Annotated in this window: 12 protein-coding genes; 4 read left to right on the top strand and 8 right to left on the bottom strand. The window is 60.6% G+C overall.

Going from position 1 to position 20,639, the window contains the following annotated elements; genetic code table 11:
- Together ACI3L3_RS09810 and ACI3L3_RS09805 are read left to right on the top strand one after the other, a co-directional pair.
- Window positions 1-1,428 (top strand): sodium:solute symporter, encoded by a 1,428-nt coding sequence (locus ACI3L3_RS09810; RefSeq protein ID WP_404844930.1) that lies wholly within the window; start codon window positions 1-3, stop codon window positions 1,426-1,428.
- 231 nt (window positions 1,429-1,659) lie between these two features.
- A complete protein-coding gene (locus ACI3L3_RS09805; RefSeq protein WP_404844929.1) occupies window positions 1,660-3,249 on the top strand; it encodes an amidohydrolase family protein in 1,590 nt (529 codons plus the stop codon).
- A 69-nt stretch (window positions 3,250-3,318) separates the two neighbouring features.
- Here the strand turns inward: ACI3L3_RS09805 and ACI3L3_RS09800 are convergent, their stop codons facing one another.
- The 5 genes from ACI3L3_RS09800 to ACI3L3_RS09780 form a co-directional block, all read right to left on the bottom strand.
- Window positions 3,319-4,392 carry an HD domain-containing phosphohydrolase gene (locus ACI3L3_RS09800; RefSeq protein ID WP_404844928.1) on the bottom strand — a complete coding sequence of 358 codons (1,074 nt, stop codon included), beginning with the start codon at window positions 4,390-4,392 and terminating at the stop codon, window positions 3,319-3,321.
- Window positions 4,389-6,854: a PAS domain S-box protein gene (locus ACI3L3_RS09795; RefSeq protein ID WP_404844927.1), complete on the bottom strand. Its 2,466-nt coding sequence runs from the start codon at window positions 6,852-6,854 to the stop codon at window positions 4,389-4,391. Before ACI3L3_RS09795 ends, ACI3L3_RS09800 begins: the two co-directional genes overlap by 4 nt.
- 115 nt (window positions 6,855-6,969) lie before the next feature.
- Window positions 6,970-9,069: a methyl-accepting chemotaxis protein gene (locus tag ACI3L3_RS09790; RefSeq protein ID WP_404844926.1), complete on the bottom strand. Its 2,100-nt coding sequence runs from the start codon at window positions 9,067-9,069 to the stop codon at window positions 6,970-6,972.
- 367 nt (window positions 9,070-9,436) lie between these two features.
- Window positions 9,437-10,837 (bottom strand): sigma-54-dependent transcriptional regulator, encoded by a 1,401-nt coding sequence (locus ACI3L3_RS09785; protein WP_404844925.1) that lies wholly within the window; start codon window positions 10,835-10,837, stop codon window positions 9,437-9,439.
- A gap of 7 nt (window positions 10,838-10,844) precedes the next feature.
- On the bottom strand, window positions 10,845-14,582 hold the full coding sequence (locus ACI3L3_RS09780) for a GAF domain-containing protein (protein WP_404844924.1): 3,738 nt from the start codon (window positions 14,580-14,582) through the stop codon (window positions 10,845-10,847).
- A 489-nt stretch (window positions 14,583-15,071) separates the two neighbouring features.
- Here ACI3L3_RS09780 and ACI3L3_RS09775 point away from each other — a divergent pair, with 489 nt between their 5' ends.
- Window positions 15,072-15,809: a sulfotransferase family 2 domain-containing protein gene (locus tag ACI3L3_RS09775; RefSeq protein WP_404844923.1), complete on the top strand. Its 738-nt coding sequence runs from the start codon at window positions 15,072-15,074 to the stop codon at window positions 15,807-15,809.
- Between the two features lie 99 nt (window positions 15,810-15,908).
- On the opposite strand, the gene ACI3L3_RS09770 is transcribed toward ACI3L3_RS09775, so the two are convergent.
- Together ACI3L3_RS09770 and ACI3L3_RS09765 are read right to left on the bottom strand one after the other, a co-directional pair.
- Window positions 15,909-17,297, bottom strand: coding sequence for an aminopeptidase P family protein (locus tag ACI3L3_RS09770; RefSeq protein ID WP_404844922.1), 1,389 nt, complete (start codon window positions 17,295-17,297; stop codon window positions 15,909-15,911).
- Window positions 17,298-17,628: 331 nt separating this feature from the next.
- On the bottom strand, window positions 17,629-18,246 hold the full coding sequence (locus tag ACI3L3_RS09765; RefSeq protein WP_404844921.1) for a LysE/ArgO family amino acid transporter: 618 nt from the start codon (window positions 18,244-18,246) through the stop codon (window positions 17,629-17,631).
- A gap of 125 nt (window positions 18,247-18,371) precedes the next feature.
- Here ACI3L3_RS09765 and ACI3L3_RS09760 point away from each other — a divergent pair, with 125 nt between their 5' ends.
- A complete protein-coding gene (locus ACI3L3_RS09760; protein WP_404844920.1) occupies window positions 18,372-19,262 on the top strand; it encodes a LysR family transcriptional regulator ArgP in 891 nt (296 codons plus the stop codon).
- A 346-nt stretch (window positions 19,263-19,608) separates the two neighbouring features.
- On the opposite strand, the gene ACI3L3_RS09755 is transcribed toward ACI3L3_RS09760, so the two are convergent.
- A complete protein-coding gene (locus ACI3L3_RS09755) occupies window positions 19,609-20,541 on the bottom strand; it encodes a hypothetical protein (RefSeq protein WP_404844919.1) in 933 nt (310 codons plus the stop codon).
- Window positions 20,542-20,639 lie beyond the last annotated feature (98 nt).

Genomic DNA, 20,639 nt, shown 5'->3' with positions numbered 1-20,639 from the left:
ATGACCAGCACTTTCTATGTCATCCTCGCCTACATGGCGTGCATGATCGGTATCGGCCTGTGGGTTGCCAAGCGCAAGATTCGTGAATCCGAGGACTTTCTCCTCGCCGGTCGCCAGCTTGGCCCGGCCATGATGGCAGGGACTCTCGCCGCCGCCGAAATCGGCGGCGGCAGTACCCTGGGTGTCGCGGCCAAGGCCTATGGCGAGTGGGGGTTCTCCGCCGGCTGGTACGTTGTCAGCGCGGGTATCGGCATTTTCCTCGTCTCCTTTGTTGCGCCGTACCTGCGCAAATCCATGGCGACGACGGTGCCGGAAATCCTCGGCCGCCGCTACGGCCGGACCTCGCACATTATGACGACCTTTTTGTCCATCTCCGCGTTGTTCTTCGCCACTGCGGCGCAGGTCATCGCCACCTCCACCATCATCCACGTTGTGACGGGCATTGAACTGCAAAAGGTCATCATCCTTGCAGGCTGCGTCGTCACCGCCTACACCCTGATGGGCGGGCTTATGTCGGTTGCGTTCACGGACATCGTGCACATTCTCGTGATCACCATCGGCATGGCCATCGCAATGCCCATCATCCTGCACAATGCAGGCGGTTGGGACCATCTGGTGTCCACTCTGCCAGCACACCAGATGAGCTTAACCAACGTTGGCTGGAAGACCATCCTCGGCCTTATCCTGATGTACTTCATGACCTTCTCCACCGGTCAGGAAGCCGTGCAGCGCTACTTTGCCGCACGCAATGCCAAGGTCGCCAAGATGGGCTCCTTCATGTGCTCCTGCCTGATGGCGCTGTATGGCTTTATCCCGGCGGTCATCGGCCTTGTGGCCCTGTCCCACTTCCCCGACATCGACCCCAACAGCGCCCTGCCCACGGCCGCGCAGCACTTCGCGCCCACCATCATCGCGGGTGTGGTGCTGGCCTCCGTGGTCGCCGCCACCATGTCCAGCGCCTCGGGCAACATGCTGGCCGTGTCCACCCTGTTCACCAAGGACGTGTTCCAGCGTTACATCCGTCCCAATGCAACGGATAAGGACCTTATGACCTGGAGCAAGGGCGCCATCCTGTTCGTCGGCACCTGCTCCGTCATCATCGCCCTTGGCAACTACTCCATCATCTCGCTGCTCATTCTGGCCTTTACCATGCGTGCGGCCGGTCCGTTCGCGGCCTTTGTGTTCGGCCTGATGTACAACAACGCCACCGTCAACGGCGGCCTGTACTCCATCATCCTCGGCTCCGTTGCCGCCATCGCGTGGCAGCAGGCCGGTGAACCGTACGGCATCATGGCCATCGTTTTCGGCTCCGTTGTCAGTACGCTGTCGTTCTTCCTCATCTCCAAGATAGAGATCGCCATGGGCCGCAAGCCCGCCCCGCTGGCCATCACCAAGGAGCATGAAGAAGCCGCCGCAGCCGGAGAATAGTCCACCCCGCCGGAATGTCTCCTCTGCATCAGCCCTCTATCAGGGCCAGACAGCGGGGGCAGACATCCGGCCCAGCCAGCCGCCCCGGCGCACCAGAGCGCGCCGGGGCGGCACCCTCCGGCGGCAGGAAGCAGCCGCCGGACATATTTTACCACCTCCCCTTGCAGGCCGCGCATGTCCACGCGCCGCAAAGGACCAGAAAGCGGGACCACCCGCCCAAGGAGACCGACCATGAAACGACTCATCCACAACGCCACAATCATCGACGGCACCGGCCAGCAGCGCTTTGACGGCTGCGTCATCACCGAGGGCGAACGCATCATCGACGTGGTGCGCGGCCAGAGCGTGGAAGGCGACTTTGACGAAAAGCTGGACGCGCAGGGCAAGGTCCTCTGCCCCGGCTTCATCGACACCCACAGCCACTCCGACCTGCTCATCTTCCGCCAGAAGCACGTCCCGGCCAAGACCCGCCAGGGCGTCACCACCGAGATTCTGGGACAGGACGGCATCTCCGCCGCGCCCATGCCCACCAAGTACGAAAGCCCGTGGCGCAAGAACCTTGCCGGTCTGGACGGCGATGTGGAGGAGCTGGATTGGTCCTACGAGACGACGGACGGCTACCTGAAGCTGCTGGAAGCCAACGGCAGCGCCCCCAACGAGGGCTACCTCATCCCCCACGGCAACGTGCGCATGGAGGCCCTTGGCCTTGGCAACGTCAAAGCAACGGACGATGACCTGCTGCGCATGCAGGACATCCTGCGCCGCGAGCTTGAAGCGGGCGGCATGGGCCTGTCCACCGGCCTCATCTACATGCCCTGCGCCTACAGCGACACGCGCGAAATGGTCGCCCTGTGCAAGGCCGCCGCGGAGTTTGACCGCCCCCTCGTCATCCACCAGCGCAGCGAGGCCGACACCATTCTGGAGTCCATGGAAGAAGTCATCACCATGGGCCGCGAGTCCGGCGTCAAGGTGCACTTCTCGCACTTTAAGGTCTGCGGCAAGAACAACGCCGACAAGTACGAAAAGGTCCTGCAACTGCTGGACAAGTGCAAGGCCGAGGGCATCCGCGTGTCCTTTGACCAGTACCCCTACGTGGCCGGTTCCACCATGCTGGGCGTCATTCTGCCCCCGTGGGCGCATGACGGCGGCACGGACAACCTGCTCCAGCGCCTTGCGGACGCCGAAGCCCGCCAGCGCATGATTCAGGACATTGAAAACGGCATCGACGGCTGGGACAACTTTGTGCAGTTTGCCGGGCTGGACGGCATCTACGTCACGGACGTAAAGACCGAGGCCAACGCCGACTGCATTGGCAAGAACCTGACGGAAATTGGCGAGCTGCGTGGCATGGACCCGTATCAGGCCACCTTTGACCTGCTGCTGCAGGAAGATAACGCCGTGGGCATGGTGGACTTCTACGGTTTGGAAGAGCATGTGGAAGGCTTTATGCGCCGCCCGGAAATGAACGTCTGCACGGACGGCCTGCTTGGCGGCAAGCCGCATCCGCGTGTGTATGGCTCCTTCCCGCGCGTCCTTGGCCGCTACGTGCGCCAGCGCGGCAGCCTTGGCCTTGAGGAAGCCGTCACCAAGATGACCGGCCGCCCGGCGTCCGTCTTCAGCATTCCCGAGCGCGGCGTCCTGCGCCCCGGCAACTTTGCCGACCTTGTCATCTTCGACCCCGAAACCGTCGAGGACAAGGGCACCTTTACGGACCCCTGCCAGTACCCTGAAGGCATCCCGCATGTCTTCGTCAATGGCGAGGCCGTGGTCCAAAATGGCGAAAACACCGACGCCGCCCCCGGCACGGTGATTCGTTTATAGTTTGTGACTCTTTTATTGCGTCACAACCCCTCTGGGCCCCTCCGCTGCACACGGAGGGGCCTTTTTGTCTTAATTGGCGTGGTCGTCGCAGTACTTGGCACGGATATCTCGGACCGCATCCAAGTTATCAAGGAAGGCATCCAGCACCCGCGGTGAAAAGTGCACCCCCCTGCCCTCGCGTAGAATGCTCAAGGCTTTGTCCTCGGGGAAGGCATCCTTGTAGGGACGCTTGCTGGTCAGCGCATCAAACACATCTGCCACCGCGCAGATAAGCCCGCACAGGGGGATATTCTCCCCGGACAATCCCGCCGGATAGCCGGTGCCGTTCCACTTTTCATGGTGGGTCAGGGCAATGCTGGTGCCGATAAGCATATACTCTGAACTGCCCGCGCCAAGAATCTTGCCGCCGATGGTGGTGTGCGTCTTCATGGTTTCCCACTCCTGCGCCGTCAGCGGACCGGGCTTGAGCAGAATGTCGTCCGGAATGCCGATTTTGCCAACGTCGTGCATGGGACTGGCCCTGAGGATAAGGTCCACATAATGGTCATCCTGCCCCAAACTCTTGGCGATAAGCGCGGAATAGCGGCTCATGCGCTTGATGTGGGTACTGGTGTCCTCGTCCTTGTACTCCGCGGCGGCGGCAAGATGCAGGATGCTCTCGATGTGCGACGTATGCAGTTGGTTCAGCGTGCGTTGCAAGTCGGAAGTGCGCTCCTCCACCATGCCCGCAAGATCCTGCTGAAAGAGCTTGATCTCGTCCTGCTGGCGCTTCTGGCGCAGCATGGAGGCCGTGCGGACCTCCAGTTCAAAGGCGTCCACAGGCTTGGTGATGAAGTCATTGGCGCCAGACTGCACGGCGCGCAGCCGGTCCGGCTTGTCGGACAGCGTGGTTACGATAATGACGGGAATGTCCTCAGTCTCCGGATTGCTGCGTAGCTGCTCCACAAACTGAAATCCGTTCATTTCCGGCATCATAACGTCGGACAGCACAAGGTCGAAGGTGCGGTCCACAATCTGGAGCGCCTCAATGGGCGAACTTGTGCCGACCACCTTATGGCCCTGCTTTCGCAGCAGCTCCCGAAGCAGCAAAACGTTGTGCGGTTCATCATCCAGCACAAGGATGGTATGGCTGTGTCTGGTCATGGTGCGCCCTCAATGAAGCCAGCGCAGGATGCGGGCATCGTTATTGTAAGCCATGTTTCATCTGTTGTGTCGGACGTTTCCATAGCGATGTCATACTGCATGGCATCGGCCATGAGCTTGGCGGAATACGTGCCTAGGCCTGTGCCGCCTGTTTTGCCGTAAGTCTTGAATTTTTCGAAGAAATGCGTGCGCACTTCCTGCGCCACAGCGCCGCTGTTACGGACAACAGCGGTGAGTATCTCCTGCCCCTGCGTAATACTGATGGAGATGGTCCCCTGCCGGGGTGAGGCCTCTATGGCGTTGTCCAGCAGGTTGGAGAGCATGGTGTAGACGAGGCGTTCTTCACCACAGGCATAGAGACGCATGGCGGGCGTGATGGGTGCGCCGTCCAACTGCACGGTAGTCTCCAGCTGCTTCACCACCAGCTTCTGCTGCGACTGACCGAGCAGCTTACGGATAACGGCGAGGATATCCACATCGCCGGGGATGTACTCGTACTCGCCCAGTTCCATCTTGAGCAGATCCACGGAAATATCCAGCATATGCAGCATACGTTTGCCGGAGTCCTCAATGGCGCGGACGATTTCGAGTTGCTCCTCGGTGAGGTTCTCGTCCATCATCAGTACTTGCGGCAGGCCGATGAGGGTATTGAGCGGGGTTTTGAGGTCGTGGCGCATAATGCGCTCCACGTCCTGCTTCAACTGCTCAAAGTCCTTCTTGTCGGAGATGTCCTCCTTGACCGCCACATAGTGGGTGACGCGCCCTGCGTCGTCCACCACCGGCGAAATGGACGCCTGCTCCCAAAAGAGGGAGCCATCCTTGCGCTTGTTGCAAATCTCGCCGCGCCACGTTTGCCCGGCGGATATCGTCGTCCACAGGTCGGCGTAGAAGGCGTCGTCGTGCACATTGGAGCGCAGGACGCCCGTGGTCTGCCCCAGGGCTTCCTCGCGGGAATAGCCCGTTGCCGTGGTGAAAGCCGGATTCACATACTCAATAATGCCCTGCGTATCGGTAATGACCACGGTGGTGGGGCTGTTTTCGACGGAGCGCCAGAGCTTGCGGAGCTGGGTTTCATCGCGCTTGCGGCGCGAGACATCATATAAAATGCCATGAAAGTGCGTTATGTCGCCCCGCTCGTCGCGGATTATCCACGTCATATCCTCCATCCAGCGCATATCTCCATCACGTGCCACAACGCGGTACTCCTGCTTAAATTCGGAGCGCTTCGCCTCGCTATGCTGGCGGATTTCCGCGGCCACACGGTCCACATCATCGGGATGCAGAATGTCGGCGTAGGCAATATGTCCGCCCAAAAAGTCCTCCGGGGCATAGCCAAGGTCCGTGATGTTGTCCGACACAAACTCAACAGGCCAGCCCGGCTCATTTTTCCACACAAAGGCGTACAGAGGGCTATTGTTCAGGATAAACGCCAGTTGCTCATGTTTGTGCAGTGCCGAAAGGAGCTGCTGTTCGTGAGTCTTGCGCTCGGTGATGTCCGTCACACCCTCCAGCACATGCGTCACCCGCTGACCCTCGCCAAAAACGGGGGCTGAATAGACGGAAAACCATCGTTCCGTTTCTGGGGAATACCGCTCAAATGTCGTTGGTTCACCGGTGCGGAACACCTCGCGGACGCCGCAGGTCGCACACGGCTTTTCCATGCCGTAATAAAAGCGGTAGCACAGCTCGCCTTCCGGCTGACGATTCGGAAACATGGCGCGGACATGATCGTTGACCCATTCAATGCGCATGTCCTGACCAAGGAGTGTCAGACCCGTGTCCAATGAAGCAAGGATGGCGCTGTAGCGTTGGCGCTCCTGCTCCAGCGAATGGGCATAGGACTCGGGCAATTCAAGCCCCTCCGGCGCCCACGGGCCCGGAGCAATACAGTTGGCGGGGGACGGCCGGTGCGAAGCCGGGGCCGCCGCGCGGGGCTGCTTTTCCAGTTCCTGCACGCGGCGGCGGAGGGACTCGCACTCGCCGCGCAGGCAAAGCAGTTCCATCTGCTCCGCCCGCCGCTTGAGGGCGGCGTCTATGCGGAGCGACATTTCGGTTTTGTTCACCGGTTTTTGCAGCACGGCATCCGCGCCAAGGGCAAGTGCCTGACGCAGGGTTTCGTCATCCACAACGGCCGTCGTGATAAAAAGGCCCGGGGAATGGATGAGGTCGCATTCCTCCTCATTCTCCCCGGATTGTTCACCGTTGTGGCCCCCGTTATGCGCCCCCTTATGCGCACGGAGATGCTCCACAATGTGCTCCCGTTTCTCGCTGGCGATAGCGGCATCCATCACAATAATGTCCACATCTTCAGATATGCTTTCGGGGATGTCATCGTCTTCGGGGACGGCATGCACCGTGCCCCCAAGGGACGTGAGTACCGCGACCAAAAGGTGGCGGCTCATCTCGTCGTCATCAATAACGAGGAACCGGCTCATGGATATATGGGGGGTACAATCTGCCATATGCATCATCCTGCGAGGTCTTCATGGGCCGCTTGCCCGGCGGAGAGCGGTGCCCATGCACCACCCTCCGCGCGGGTGCGGGAAGGGAAGGGAAGGGATGCCGCCAAGAGCGCGGCTAATTCTTACCGTTTGTGCGCAGTTCGGCGATGAGGTCATTCAGCTCGCCGGACATGTCCGCCAGGCTCTCCAAGGCGCGTGAAGACTGCGACATGCCGTCTGCGGTCTGATTCACAATGGTTGAGACTTCCTCAATGGCCTGATTGATCTGCTCGCTGGCCGAGGACTGCTCCTCGCTGGCCGTGGCGATGCCGTCCACCTGTCTGGAGGAATCCACCACCAGTTCCACAATGCGCGACAGGGCGTCTCCGGACTCGCCGGCCAACTTCGTTGCCCGGTCCACGCTGGACACAGCCCGGTCCATGCTGGCCGCATTCAGACGCGCGGAGTCCTGAATGGCGCTGATGCTGACGCCAACCTCGTGGGTGGCGCTCATGGTCTTTTCGGCCAGTTTGCGCACCTCGTCCGCCACCACGGCAAATCCGCGTCCGGCATCGCCCGCGCGGGCGGCCTCAATGGCCGCGTTCAGGGCCAACAGGTTCGTCTGGTCCGCAATGTCGGTAATCACGTTCATCACCTGACCGATGGCTTCGGCCTGCTGCCCGAGGGAACGCATGCTCTCCTGCAGCTCCGAGGCGGACTCGTGCACTTCCTTAATGGCAGACACCGCGTCGCCAACAACGTTTGCGCCGCCCTCGGCGTGCTCGCGGGCCTTGCCTGTGCTCTCCGCCGTGTAACTGGCGTTCTGCGCCACTTCCAAAACCGTGGAATTCATCTGCTCCATGGCTGTTGCGGTTTCAGTCATTCTGTCGCGCTGGGTCATTGCGCCCTCGGTCACCTGCCGCACCTGTACGGCAAGATCCTCGGCCTGTTCGGACATACGGGAGGAAATGGCCTGCGCACGGCCTGCAATGTTTTCCATACGCCTATAGGCTTCCACGATATCCGTCTGGTCCACCACGACCTCAAATGCACCCACCACGTTGCCGTCGTCGTTCAAGATGGGGGATGCGCTGTACTTAATCTCAAGGTCATTGCCGCCAGGATGCGCGTCCGTTTCCGATGTGGCGGACTCCAGCGAATCCATGGCGCGGGTGCAAGAGCAGTTGGCTGTTTTGCAGTCGGAGGTCTTGAAGAAGTCGTAACACTTCCGCCCTTCCACATCACCGCGCTCCGCATTGCCAAGGCTGATGCCTACCTCGTTCATAAAGAGAACGTTGTAGTTTTTGTCGATGGCCATAACCGGAAGCGGCAAGTCGTCAATAAGGCCCACAAGGCGATCTGCAAGCCTATTCACCCCATCCACAAGCTGCTTGAATCCGCCCGAATACCCACTGGCATCTGTGCGGGTATGGAGCTTCCCGTGCGAGACCTCCTGCATCATCACGTCCATTTTCTCGGTCACGCCACCTACTGTGTTCGCAATGTCACGGATAGCAACGGCGATGCGGCCGGTCTCGTCCTTTTGGTCCACATCAAGGTGCGCCCGAAAGTCGCCCTTGGCCACGGCCTCGGCAAACGCAAGGGACTTGCGCAAAGGCCGCGTGATGGCGAGGGAAATTATCACGGCAAACAGAATGCCGAGGACTAATGCCGCGATGCCAGTTGTTGTGGCGAGGGTGACGGTGCGGCTGTTCTGCGCCTGCAGAGCAGGCCCCAAGGCGTCCTGATTCTTCACATAACTGGTCTGAATTTGTTCAATGCGGTCAAGGAGCTGAGGCCCCAGAGCATCCAAACTGCCGTGAAGGATCTCTTCTCGCTCGCTTTGCGTTGCGGCAGAGGTCATACGGTCCACAGATGCGGCATACTGCTTGGCCAAGGTCTCAAATTCCTTCAGCAGGCGAACGCGCTCCGGGCTGGTGATGCGCTCATGGGCCTCTCCAAGATGCTCCATCATATCCGCCCAGTTTTCTCTGAACGTCGGCAAAACCTCGTCTTCGCCACGGCCATAGTCCTTCATAGCAAGGCGCGCGTTGACCAGATGGTCGCGAACCTCACTGGAGAGGTTGGAATTCCGCGCCCAGTTTCTGTAGGTTTCAAACCCCTTGGCTCCGTGTTCAAGCCCTTGCAACGCCACAACGCCCATGACGACCATCAGGGCAAGAACGACGGCAAAACCACCTGTTACCTTTTTGGAAATCGACAAATCCTTAAGCATGATCCCCTCCCAAGGGTACTGACCTGCGGCGCATCCATTACCATCTGCAGTTTTCTTCAGAGTTCACCAGCACCACAATGGCGCTGTCCCTCTTGCATGCACTGCTGGTCAATCATCTTTCAAAAAGCAACAACGGTGCCACTTTTCGTGTCCACGGTACATTTCCACACGTTCTTGAATGTCAACATCTTGCGCGTGTGACGCGCCTTCCACAGTGTTTCATTCGTGTGACGAAAGTGCGATAAAAACGGAAACGGACGAGAAAATCGCACAAACTCCGAAAAAACCGGAAGACTGCACTTTCCAATCGGAAAGGCGTATCGCCATGACGCACCACTCCCACGGCGCTAGGCAACGCTACGCCGGGCTAAGGGCGCAGCCGCAAACCGTGCGCACGAAGCAGTTCATAGAGCCGGGTCTTGGACAGCCCGGAAAGGCCAAGCGCCCGCTCAAGCGAGCCTTGTGCCTCGTCCACAAGCATACGCAGGTAGTCCTTCTCGCCCCGGCTAACAATCTCGCGCCGAAATTCTGCAAACAAAGGCAACGCGCTGCGTTCGGCACCTTGGTGCCTGCCATTTTCCGGCTCCGCGCCATGCGTCCTGCCCGCCACAGCCGCGCGGAGAGGCCTCGGCAAGTGCTGTGGGCGAAGCTGGGGCGCGTCGTACGCGGCGGAGACCGCCCGCTCCATAGTTTGGACCAATTCGCGTACATTACCGGGCCAATGGTACGCCGAAAGGCACGCGATGAAAGCACGCGACAGCCCCTTTACATCCACCCCGGCGCGGCGGCAAAACTCGGCGCACCAGTGCACGGCAAGGTCCTCAATATCGCCTTCGCGCTCCGTGAGGGGCGGCAAGGCCAGAACAAATCCCTGTATGCGAAACAGCACATCGGCCCGAAAGCGCCCCGCGCTCACAAGCGCGTCCATGTCCTGATTGGTGGCGGCAATAAGACGAAAATCGCTCCGCCGCTCCAAATCTGCCCCCACGGGCAAAAAGCGGCGCTCCTGCAACACGCGCAGGAACAGACGCTGTACATCAATGGGCAAATCGCCCACCTCATCCAAAAACAACGTTCCGCCGTCCGCCTGCGCCACCAACCCTTCCCGTGGCTCCTGCGCTCCGGTAAACGCGCCCCGCGCATGGCCAAACAGCGTACTCTCCACCAAGGTTGGCGGTAGCGCGGCACAGTCCACAGTAACAAACGGCCCCTTCGCCCGCGCGCTATTGTCGTGGATGGCGCGGGCGAACAACTCCTTTCCCGTCCCTGTTGCGCCAAGCAGCAGCACGGCGGCGTCGCCGCTGGCGGCCTCTGCCGCGCGCTCTATGCAGGCAAGCAGCCGCGGGCTGGAGCCAATAATGGCATCACGCCCAAAGGCCGCACTACTTCGCCGCGCCGTTTTGGACGCCTTGTAGGTTAACGCGCGCAGCACCGTCAGGCGCAATTCGGCAAGGTCCACGGGCTTGCGGATATAGTCCCACGCGCCGCTGGTAATGGCCTGCTCAGCCGCGCGGCCGCCCTCCGCAGACGTGATGATGACCACCTCTGGTGCGGCAGGCAGCCCAACCCAACGGGGCAGCGCCTCCAGCCCATTGCCGTCGGGGAGCGACACATCAAGCAGCACCACATCATACACGCCGCGCAGCACCTCGCGTTCCCCATGGGCCAGCGTCTGCACCCAAAATGGCGTACAGCCCATCTGCTCCACAGTGCGTGAGAGTTGATGCCCTATGAGTTCGTCGTCATCGACGATGAGAACATGCCCCATCCTGCCCTCACATTTCTTCCCGCAGGCTCAGCTGGACATGGCTAAAGCACTCGGTAAGCTGCGGCAAAACGGTTTCCAACTCTCCCCATTGTTCGTCCCGGATAAGTCCCGTCGCCCTCTCCGCCAACTCCGCAAGACGCCCCGCACCAATGGTCGCGGCGTTGCCCTTAAGGGAATGCGCCGCCCGCAGGGCGTCCTCAACATCGCGCGCGCGGCAGGCGGCATGCAGCGCCGCAAGGCGCGGGGGCATATTCCGCAGGAAGATTTCAATCAATTCTCCAAAGAGCACCTCGTTGCCATCAAGGTGCGAGAGCACAGCCTCGCGGTCGATAACCGCACCCTTTTTGACGGCGTCCTCATGAGGGGCAGCAAGGCGCAGCGCCGCATCAAACTCCCGAAAGTTCATGGGTTTGGTCAAAAAGTGGTCCATCCCGGCCTCGCGGGCCTTTTCTTCGTAGCCGGAAACGGCGTGGGCCGTCAGCGCCACAACAGGCACCGTGCGCGCGGCCTCACCCGCCTCCCCTGCGCGAAGGCGGCGGGTGGCCTCCAGCCCATCCATCACGGGCATCTCAAGGTCCATCAGCACCACATCGTAGGCGCGCTCCGTAAGCAGCTTCAGCGCCTGTGCCCCGTCGCCGGCAACATCCCACGTATGCCCGAGGCGCTGGAGAAAAAGCCCCGCCACCTGCACATTTTCCTCGTTATCCTCGGCAAGGAGAATATGCAGTCCTGTCACCGGCGGCTCATCCTGCGGCGCTGGCTTTGCCGCCTGCCGCGCCTGGACCGCCCCCTCATCGCCCTTGGGCAAAAGCAGAGAGCAGGTAAACGCGGTACCGTCGCCCAGCGTGCTGTCCACGTCGATAGTGCCACGCATCATGGTCACCAGCTCCTTGACGATGGCAAGGCCCAGCCCCGCCCCCTCGCGCGCCGCCGAGGTATCGCTGCGGACCTGTACAAAAGCATCAAAGAGGGTTTCAAGGTGGTGCTTTGGAATGCCGATGCCCGTGTCGCGAACCTCCAGCACCACGTGCACATCCTCGCCGCTTGCGGACTCGGACGAGGCCAGCACCACCGTGACGCCACCGTGCGTGGTGAACTTGAGGGCATTGCCCAACAGGTTGGACAGAATCTGCCGAAAGCGTACCGCGTCACCACGGACCACAGGGGCGGCGGAGCACTCCGCCTTCACGGTCAGCCTAAGACCCCTGTTGTCAAAAAGCGTGCGGTACGCGTCCGTGACCTCGCGCAATTCGTCCCCAAGGGAAAAGTCCGCATCCGCAAGGACCAGCCGCCGCGCCTCTATGCGCGATATGTCGAGGATGTCGTCAATAATGCCCCGTAGCGACCCGGCGGAACGCTTGAGGATGTCCATCATCCGCCGCTGCTCCGCATTCAGCGACGTATGCAGTACGTTTTCCGCCATGCCGAGGATGGCGTTCATGGGAGTACGTATCTCGTGGCTCATCTTGGCGAGAAATTCGCTTTTGGCGGCGTTGGCCTCTTCGGCCTCGCGCTTGGCCTGCTGGAGGGCCATCTCGCTCTTTTTGCGATGGATAATGCGAAAGAGCGAATCCGCGAACAAAAACAGCTGGTTCACGTCCGAGGGCGTATAGTGCACGTCCTTGTTGCCGACACCAGCCACTGCCACCACACGCCCGCCAACAATAACGGGCACACTCATATGCCGGGTAATGGGGATATGCCCCTCAGGATAGCCATTCCGGTGCAGCGCGGCGGGATAATCATTGTGCACCACAGGCTTCCGCTTCCGCACGCAGTCAGCCCATATTCCGGCATGGTCGAGTGAATAGTGCTCGTTCATATCCATAGAGCACTGCTCGCGGGTCTTTTGGGACCACGAGTGCAGGTTGATTATACCGCTCTCCTCATCCACAAAATGCAAATAGCCTATGCGGCTGCGCGTCATGCTCACAGCCTGCTCCAGCGCGTAGTCCGCAATATCCTGCGCCGAGGCCGTCTCCATGCGCGCCAGCTCCACCAGCGCCTCCAGCCGCTGCTGGTTAAAGCGATTTTCAACACGCGCCTTTTCCAGCAAATCCAAACTCGCCAAAAGCTCGCGGTTCACGGCCTCCAGTGTCTGCGTCCGTTCGGCAACCTTGGCGTCCAACTTATCCGCCAGCTTTACCTGCTCCTCAAACATAAACGCACGCTTAAGGCCAAGGGTCACCACAAGGGCAAGGGACTCAAGAGTGTCGCGCTTGGCCGCAAAATCGCGGGGAACGCCGCTTCCAATACCCAATACGCCAATGACCTCGCCCTGCTCCATAAGAGGCAGCGACGCCTGCGAGACAATCCCCTCGCGCGCACAGAGCAGTCCCGTACAATCCTGTGTTGACGGCACATCATTGATAAACGCGGGCGTGCCCCGCGCCGCCTCGGCAAGGCACGGACACAACCCCTCCTGCTGCAAAATTTCGGACGCGGCGTCGGGGGAGAGGCTGAAGCCATGCATTCCGCGCGGGACAAACGCGCCATTCTCCTTGAGGAGAATCATCACAAACGGCACGGAAAACGAATCACTCACGCAACGCAGGATGGCACTCACCATCTCATCCAACCCCGGCGCGGCGTTCACCTCGCGCATGAGTTCGGCAAGGGCGACCATGTCCGTTATATCCCACGCCACACCGCCCACCAGTGGCGGACGGCCGTCCCGCTCGATGGGGAACTTGACCACCTGATGGACGAAGGACACCCCCTCCCGCGTGGTCAAACGCTTTTGCCCGCGGATGCTCTCGCCAGCAAGGACGCGGCGGGACTGCGCCTCCAGTTCACGGCCCACATCCTCAGGATAATACTGCGACGGGGTCAGCCCCGTGGGGGCGTCTATCCCCGTTGCTTCGCGGAAAAAGGCGTTGGCGTACGTCAGGCGGATGTCTTCGTCCTGCATGAAGACAAGGGCGGGAAGCTGATCCATAAAGAGTGCAAACAGATGCTCGGATTCCTGCAGGGCCAGTTCCGCGGCCTTCCGCTCCGAAATATCGCTATGCGTACCAACCATGCGCACCACGGCCCCGGTGTCGTCCGTCTCCACCACCCTGCCGCGCGCCTGAATCCACTTCCAGTCGCCGGACTTGGTGCGCATGCGAAATTCCACATCATACGCTTTGGACGCCGCAATATGGGCCTCAACCTCCCGCTGCGCGCGCTTCCTGTCGTCCGGATGGAGCAGGCCACTCCATGTCTCGTACGTTGGCTCCAGCTCGCCGGGGTCGTACCCCAGCATCGTGTTGTAGCGCGGGCTAAAAAACGCCCTGCCAGACGGCAGGTGCCAGTCCCACACGCCATCCTTCACGGCGTCGACAGCCATGGCAAACAGCCGCGCCTGCTCCGCTTCCGGCGAATCAGGATCCTCGCACTCCTGCCCCTCCGGAGCGGGAACGGCTGTCACAATGAGAACCGTCCGGCCATCCGGCCATGAGCTTTGGGCGGCGGTAAAGGCAAAAGTCTCACCCCCAACGGCAAGGCGCCACGATACGCCGGATTGGTCATCGCCGTCGCTCCACGCCCGCAGCATGTCAGCGGCGCGGTGGGCGCCGAGCACCTCGTCCAGCCGGCTGCCAACACACTCGCCGCCAAAGGCCGCCTTGGCCGCTGGATTGACGTACTCAATGCGCCAGTTTTGGGCATCCACCACACAGACTGGCGCTGGCATCTGCTCCACAACCAGCTTCCACTCTTGCGCGGCGGCGCCAAAAGCTCCCTGCTGACCGGACTTTGTCATGCATCCCCCTGCCAAACAGCCAGAACACCAGCATTCACCACAGCGCGCCACCTTGGCGCAAGGCCCGGAAAAATCGGCACCGCACCGGCCCCATTCCCCGAACACACAACACACTCGCCAAGAATAACATACAAAGGACGGACGAAGTCAACTTGCGCCCGTCACAGCTTTGGCGCAGCGTAGAGCACGCCAAAGACGCGTGGCGTTGCCGCGCACACGCAGGCTATGGATATATGGAAGAAAAGACGCACCCGGCGCTGAATATGCATTCTGCTTTCATAGAGGAGCCGCGGCGCAAAGAGGCAGGGCGAAATGATGCGCTTTCCTCAAAAAGTCCGCCACGATGCTCCCCTTTCGTGGATGCGTATGCTATTCTTGGTGAACGTCTGGGAAATCCGTCCCTGTACGGCGCATCCATCAGGCGGCACGGTTCGGCGCGTTTTGGACAATGCTCTGCGGAAATGTCGAAGCCATGCGGGAGGGCTTGGCATGTATCTGAACATCAAGGGTCAATACGAGCGGTACTACTTCTGCCACATCAGAAAATGCGGCGGAACGTCGGTGAACAAAATCTTTCTGAATGCCTTCGACAACGAAAGCGGCTTCCTGTTTCAGGAAATCAACAAAGGCAATGTTGTCTATTACAACGGCCTTATCTTCTCAGGCCACACCCTGAACTACCTGAAGGAAGGCAAGTTCCTCTACGCCTTCTCGCACACGCCCCTGCACCAAATCGAACTGCCCGAACGGACCTTCGTCTTCACCTCCTTTCGCGACCCGTGCCAGCGTGTGGTCTCGCACTACAAAAACCTGCTGCGCTGGCGCGAAATTGAGGACGGCAACCCGGACCGGGAAAAGGAACTCACATGGCTGGGGGACACGTTCTCGGACTTTCTGGACAACATCCCCAAGGAGCACCTGCTCCGGCAATTGTACATGTTCTCGCCCTCCTGCAACGTCAAGGAAGCCTTTGAGCGCATCCGCTCGCTCAATGCGTACTTCTTCCTGGAGGACATTGAACGCTCGCTGAGCATTCTGTCCACGGTGTTCAACACCAACCTGCGCAACGGCAACTACAACAAGAGTAAAATTGAGGTCAGTATCACCTCCAAGGAATCCGTCCGCCTGCGCGCCATGCTCAAGGACGAATACATCCTCATGAAGCGCCTGCGGCAGGGCTACAACACGCACTGCTTCCCCATGTCCGCCACCGCCGCGGGGCTGTAGCCTGCGCCTTGACGCGAGACAAAGACCGCAACGCAAAACGCCGCCCGGACCAGTGGTCCGGGCGGCGTCTGTATGAACACCTCGTTGCAACTCCAGCCGTTAACTCTGCATGGCGGCTTCGATGTCCTCAATGCTTTTGGGGATGCCGGGGCCAAGGATGCGTGCGCCATCGCCAGTGATAAGCACATCATCCTCAAGGCGCATGCCCCCAAAGTCCATATACGATTCCACGCGCGCGTAGTCGATAAAGGCTTCGTGCCGGCGTTCGGTCTTCCATTTGTCCAAAAGTGCGGGGATGAAATACAGCCCCGGCTCAACCGTCACCACATGCCCCGGCTGCAAGGTTCTGGCAAAACGCAGGGCAGACAGCCCAAACTGCGGAGAGCGCTCCACGCCCTCGCCATAGCCCACAAGGTCCTCGCCAAAGCCTTCCATGTCATGCACGTCCAGCCCCATCATATGCCCCAGCCCATGGGGGAAGAAGACCGCATGCGCTCCGGCGTCAACGGCATCCTCAGGATTACCGCGCATGATGCCAAGCTCCGTCAGCCCTTCGGCAATACGCCGGGCCGTCTTCAGGTGAATATCACGGAAGCTGACGCCCGGCGCGCAGGCCTCGCACGCGGCCACCTGCGCATCATGCAAAATGGCGTACAGCTCGCGCTGGCGCGTGTCGAAGCGCCCATTCACGGGGAAACTGCGCGTAATGTCCGAGGCGTAATGCTCCAATGACTCCGCGCCGGAATCGATAAGCAGCATGCGCCCCGCTTCAAGTACGCCATCATGGGCGTGCTGGTGCAGGGTCTCGCCATGGGTTGTGAGGATGGTCGGGAAGGAGTGCAGGCCCCCGGCGCGCGCCACAACGCCTGTCAGCGCTCCGGCAATCTCCCGCTCCGTCACGCCCGGACGCGCCATGCGCATGGCGACGTCATACATCTGGCGCGAGACAAGCTGAGCCTTTTCCAGCTCATCAATCTCCTCCGGCGCCTTGCAGCTACGCTGGTCGATGATGGCAAGAGCCAGCGCGCGCGAGGGAGCGGCATTGACGGCGTCCTGCGAAACACCAAGCATAGCGGCCATGCGCTCGCGGTTTTCGGCGCGATACTGCGGCAGCGTGTGCACCTGCCGCCCGCCCTTTCCGGCCGCGCGCAGCACGTCCATCAGCGCGCGGAGGGATCCACTGCCCTGCGCGCCCACGCGCTCCGCCCGCTGCGCCACGCTGGGCAGCGGGCCAGTCCAGATAATATCGTCCATGGTGGCATCCTCGCCCCACAGCACGGCTTCGCCGGTGTCGAGGTCAAGGGTGCCCCACAGGCCGGGAAGATCGTGCCCAAAGTAATACAGGAAGGTGCTGTCCTGACGAAAAGGATAACAGTTGTCGGTATAATTCATGGGCGCTTCAACATTGCCGGGGAAGACGGCAACGCCGGACAGGCCGCTTTGCGCAAGCCGCGCGCGGCGCGCGGCGTAGATGGTGCTGTCGAACATGACGGATTCCTTCTGCGGATTGAGTGGAGCAAAAAAGCGAGTGTCGCTGAATGCGCCACGATGTCAAGCTGGCGCGACACATCTCCAGCCAGCGAGGCACGTTACGCCCACAGCTCCCCACAGGCGGAGCTTGGCACCAGCCGGGCGCCATATGCCCCGGCTCCGGAAAAAGGACCGACAAGAGCCGGGGCCTTTGGCGTATGGAAGGTTCGCTTTGCGTCTCGGGTCCCGCTTCCAGCGCGCCTTACCCACACGCCCCAAAAGGAAAGGGCCGTGGTGTCCGCCACGGCCCTTTCCGGTTCCATAATCAACTGTATCATTTCCACATCGCTCAGAGGACGATTTGCCCCCGAACAAGCGACGCGGCGATTGCCCACATAATGGCGCAGGTGCACAGGTCCAGCACCTTCCACGCCTTGGCGCTTTGGAAGTACGGCGCCAAGAGGCGCGCGCCAAAGCACAGGGTAAAAAACCACATCAGCGACGCTGTGATGGCCCCAGCGCCAAAAACAAACCGTCCGTGCCCCTCAAACTGGCCGCCAATGGCGCCAAGCAGGACGATGGTATCCAAATAGGTCTGCGGATTCAGAAAGGTCACGCCAAGGGTGGCAAGCAAAACAGCCCGCAGGGACTTTTTCTGCTCCTGCATGACGTCCAGCGCCTTGCCGGAAAAGGCGCTCCGCAGGGAGCCAAGGCCATACCAGAACAAAAAGGCAGCACCGCCCCACCCGGCAATGCGGGCAAGGTCGGGATTATTGGCCACCAGCGTCCCTAGGCCCGAGACCCCAACCGTAATGAGAATGGCATCGCACATGCTGCACAGCAGGGCTATCTGCAAGGAATAATTGCCGCGAATCCCCTGCGACAGCAAAAAGGCGTTCTGCGCCCCGATGGCAATAATAAGACCCGCTCCGGTCCCCATTCCCTGAAGAAACGGCATAATGAACATTGGTGTACCTTGTCCTCCTACAAATGTTTGACTGGCCTCTATCTCTACGGTACCTGTTTAAATCAGTAAAACTCATTTTTTTCATCACCTATAAGTTTTGCTAATACTACTACGGAAGGACGCCAATGCTCGATTACAAGCACCTTGAGGCACTTGCGACGGTTATACGGGAACAGGGCTTTGACAACGCGGCCCGAGTTCTGCACATCACGCAGTCTGCGGTATCGCAGCGGGTGAAAGTGCTGGAGGAGCGCATGGGGCAGGCCCTTGTGGTCCGGGGGACGCCCGTCACGGCCACCGAGGCCGGACATAAACTGCTCCGGCATTTCGAGCAGGTGCGCCTGCTGGAAGAACAAACGCTCATGGAGCTGTCGCCACAGCTTGTGGAGGGGCCGGTGACGCTGTCCATTGGCGTGCACGCCGACAGTCTTGCGACGTGGTTTCTGGAGGCCGTTGCGCCGCTGGCCTTCCGGCACGGCATCCTGCTGGACCTTGTGCTGGATGATCAGGAGACGACACACCTCTTGCTCAAGCGCGGCGAAGTGGTGGGCTGTGTTGGCTCGCACGCATCCCCGGTGCAGGGCGGACAGACCTTTCCCCTTGGGCGTATGCGCTACATCCTTGTCGCGGCCCCGGATTTCGCGCAGATGTGGTTCCCGGCCGGCGTCAGCGAAAACGCCCTTTCCCGCGCCCCCGCCGTTATCTTCAACCGCAAGGACGAGCTGCATTTCCGCTTTCTGGAGCAGCACTACGGCCTCAGGGTGGGTGACATCCCCTTTCACATCATGCCCTCGTCCGAGGCCTTTGTAGAGGCAACCCTACGCGGCATGGCCTACACCCTTGTGCCGGAATTGCAGGTTCTGCGGGAGCTTGAACAAGGCCTGCTCATCAACCTCGCCCCGGACAAATGCCTGGAACTGCACCTGTACTGGCATACATGGGGGCTGGACGTGGACGCCGTAAACATCCTGACCCAGCTTGTGGTCAAACACGCCCGCACTGTGTTGCCGCAGTAAGCGGCACGGGGCGGAAAAGAGATGCGGCAGGCGGCGTCATAGCCCAAAAGCATGAGGGCAGACAGGAGCATGAGACGAGCGGGCGGCCCCTCAATGGGAGAAGGAACCAGTCCACAGGAGCACACAGACGGACAGGCAAGCCCCCCTGTTGAAAGGATAAAAAGACAAATGCGGAGGAGAGTTCGGAATTGGCAGCATGACACCCCCACCGCGCCCCTTTCGCCAGCCGTCATTTTTCAACACGCCAGACGCAAAAAAGACGGCCACAGCGCAATGCTGTGGCCGTCTTTTCATTTGTCACGGGCGGCAATACGCCTGGAAAAAGTACCGGCTGGAGTGGCCCGCTTTACGCCGCATCGCCCTCACGGGCGCGCAACGCTATCGCCCTAGGATGGTTGACGATACCGCCATACAGCGCCGGAACGGTCTGTCTGTGACCGCCACGAATATCTATGCCCGTTCCGCCAAGCTCCTCGGGCCACTGGAGTACGCGCGTGCGCGGGCGGTACATATCAAGAAAGTCAAAGTTCGCCGTGGTGAACCCGGACACGTCGTGCCCAAGGTTGCGGGCAATGGTCAGCGCCTTGAGGAAGACCTCGGGCATAAGCACCGCAGACCCGATATTCAGGAGCGCCCCGCGGCCCATGCTGGCGATGGTCTCTGTAATGATTTCAAAGTCCCTGAAGGACGTCGCCCCAAGCGCCGCGCCGTCGCACGCCGGGTGCTGGTGGATAATGTCGCCCCCCACGGCCACATGAATGGTGGCGGGGATGCCCAGCTTGTAGGCATTATACAGGACACTTTCTTCCTTATGTGGCAGGTTTTCGGCCTCGATGATGCGGCCAATGCCGTACCCGTAGCCTTTTCCCTCTGCCGCGGCCTCTCGGATAGCGCGGTTCATGAGCGCGCCGGTCTCCTCCACCATGCCAAAACTGCCATCGCGCAGGCCATTTGGCACATGCTCGGAGGTTTGGCCGATGAGGGCAATCTCAAAGTCATGGATGGACACCGCGCCATTGCCCGAAATGTGATCAATAACGCCCCGCTTCATCAGGTCGATAAGCAATGCGCCGCATCCTTCCTTGATGACCGCGCCGCCCATCATCACCACAACCTTGCCGCCTTCCGCCTTGGCGCGGAGCACATGCTCCACGAGGTCCGGCATATTGGGCACCGTCTCCGGCGCGGCGGCGTCACCGGCGCGCAGCATCATGCCAAGGTGAAACTTGTTCTCGCGTTCAGCGATGGGAAACGTCTTAATCTTGGAAAAATCGAGCATTACGGCCTTCTTTGCATCAGGAGGCTTGCGCCTTCCGGTGGAGAGTCTTCGAGAAAGGGCCTCGCGGCGCGCTGCGTCAATTCCGCCACGCGCATGAA

The sequence above is a fragment of the Desulfobaculum sp. SPO524 genome, from assembly GCF_044987625.1.
Lineage (GTDB): Bacteria > Desulfobacterota > Desulfovibrionia > Desulfovibrionales > Desulfovibrionaceae > Desulfobaculum.
This window is presented reverse-complemented; position numbering and strand designations above follow the sequence as displayed.

Coding starts and splice junctions, on each gene's coding strand:
- ACI3L3_RS09805 (WP_404844929.1), top strand. CDS start 1,660: ATGAAACGACTCATCCACAACGCCACAATCATCGACGGCACCGGCCAG.
- ACI3L3_RS09795 (WP_404844927.1), bottom strand. CDS start 6,854: ATGGCAGATTGTACCCCCCATATATCCATGAGCCGGTTCCTCGTTATT.
- ACI3L3_RS09800 (WP_404844928.1), bottom strand. CDS start 4,392: ATGACCAGACACAGCCATACCATCCTTGTGCTGGATGATGAACCGCAC.
- ACI3L3_RS09810 (WP_404844930.1), top strand. CDS start 1: ATGACCAGCACTTTCTATGTCATCCTCGCCTACATGGCGTGCATGATC.
- ACI3L3_RS09790 (WP_404844926.1), bottom strand. CDS start 9,069: ATGCTTAAGGATTTGTCGATTTCCAAAAAGGTAACAGGTGGTTTTGCC.
- ACI3L3_RS09775 (WP_404844923.1), top strand. CDS start 15,072: ATGTATCTGAACATCAAGGGTCAATACGAGCGGTACTACTTCTGCCAC.
- ACI3L3_RS09785 (WP_404844925.1), bottom strand. CDS start 10,837: ATGGGGCATGTTCTCATCGTCGATGACGACGAACTCATAGGGCATCAA.
- ACI3L3_RS09780 (WP_404844924.1), bottom strand. CDS start 14,582: ATGACAAAGTCCGGTCAGCAGGGAGCTTTTGGCGCCGCCGCGCAAGAG.
- ACI3L3_RS09755 (WP_404844919.1), bottom strand. CDS start 20,541: ATGCTCGATTTTTCCAAGATTAAGACGTTTCCCATCGCTGAACGCGAG.
- ACI3L3_RS09765 (WP_404844921.1), bottom strand. CDS start 18,246: ATGTTCATTATGCCGTTTCTTCAGGGAATGGGGACCGGAGCGGGTCTT.
- ACI3L3_RS09770 (WP_404844922.1), bottom strand. CDS start 17,297: ATGTTCGACAGCACCATCTACGCCGCGCGCCGCGCGCGGCTTGCGCAA.
- ACI3L3_RS09760 (WP_404844920.1), top strand. CDS start 18,372: ATGCTCGATTACAAGCACCTTGAGGCACTTGCGACGGTTATACGGGAA.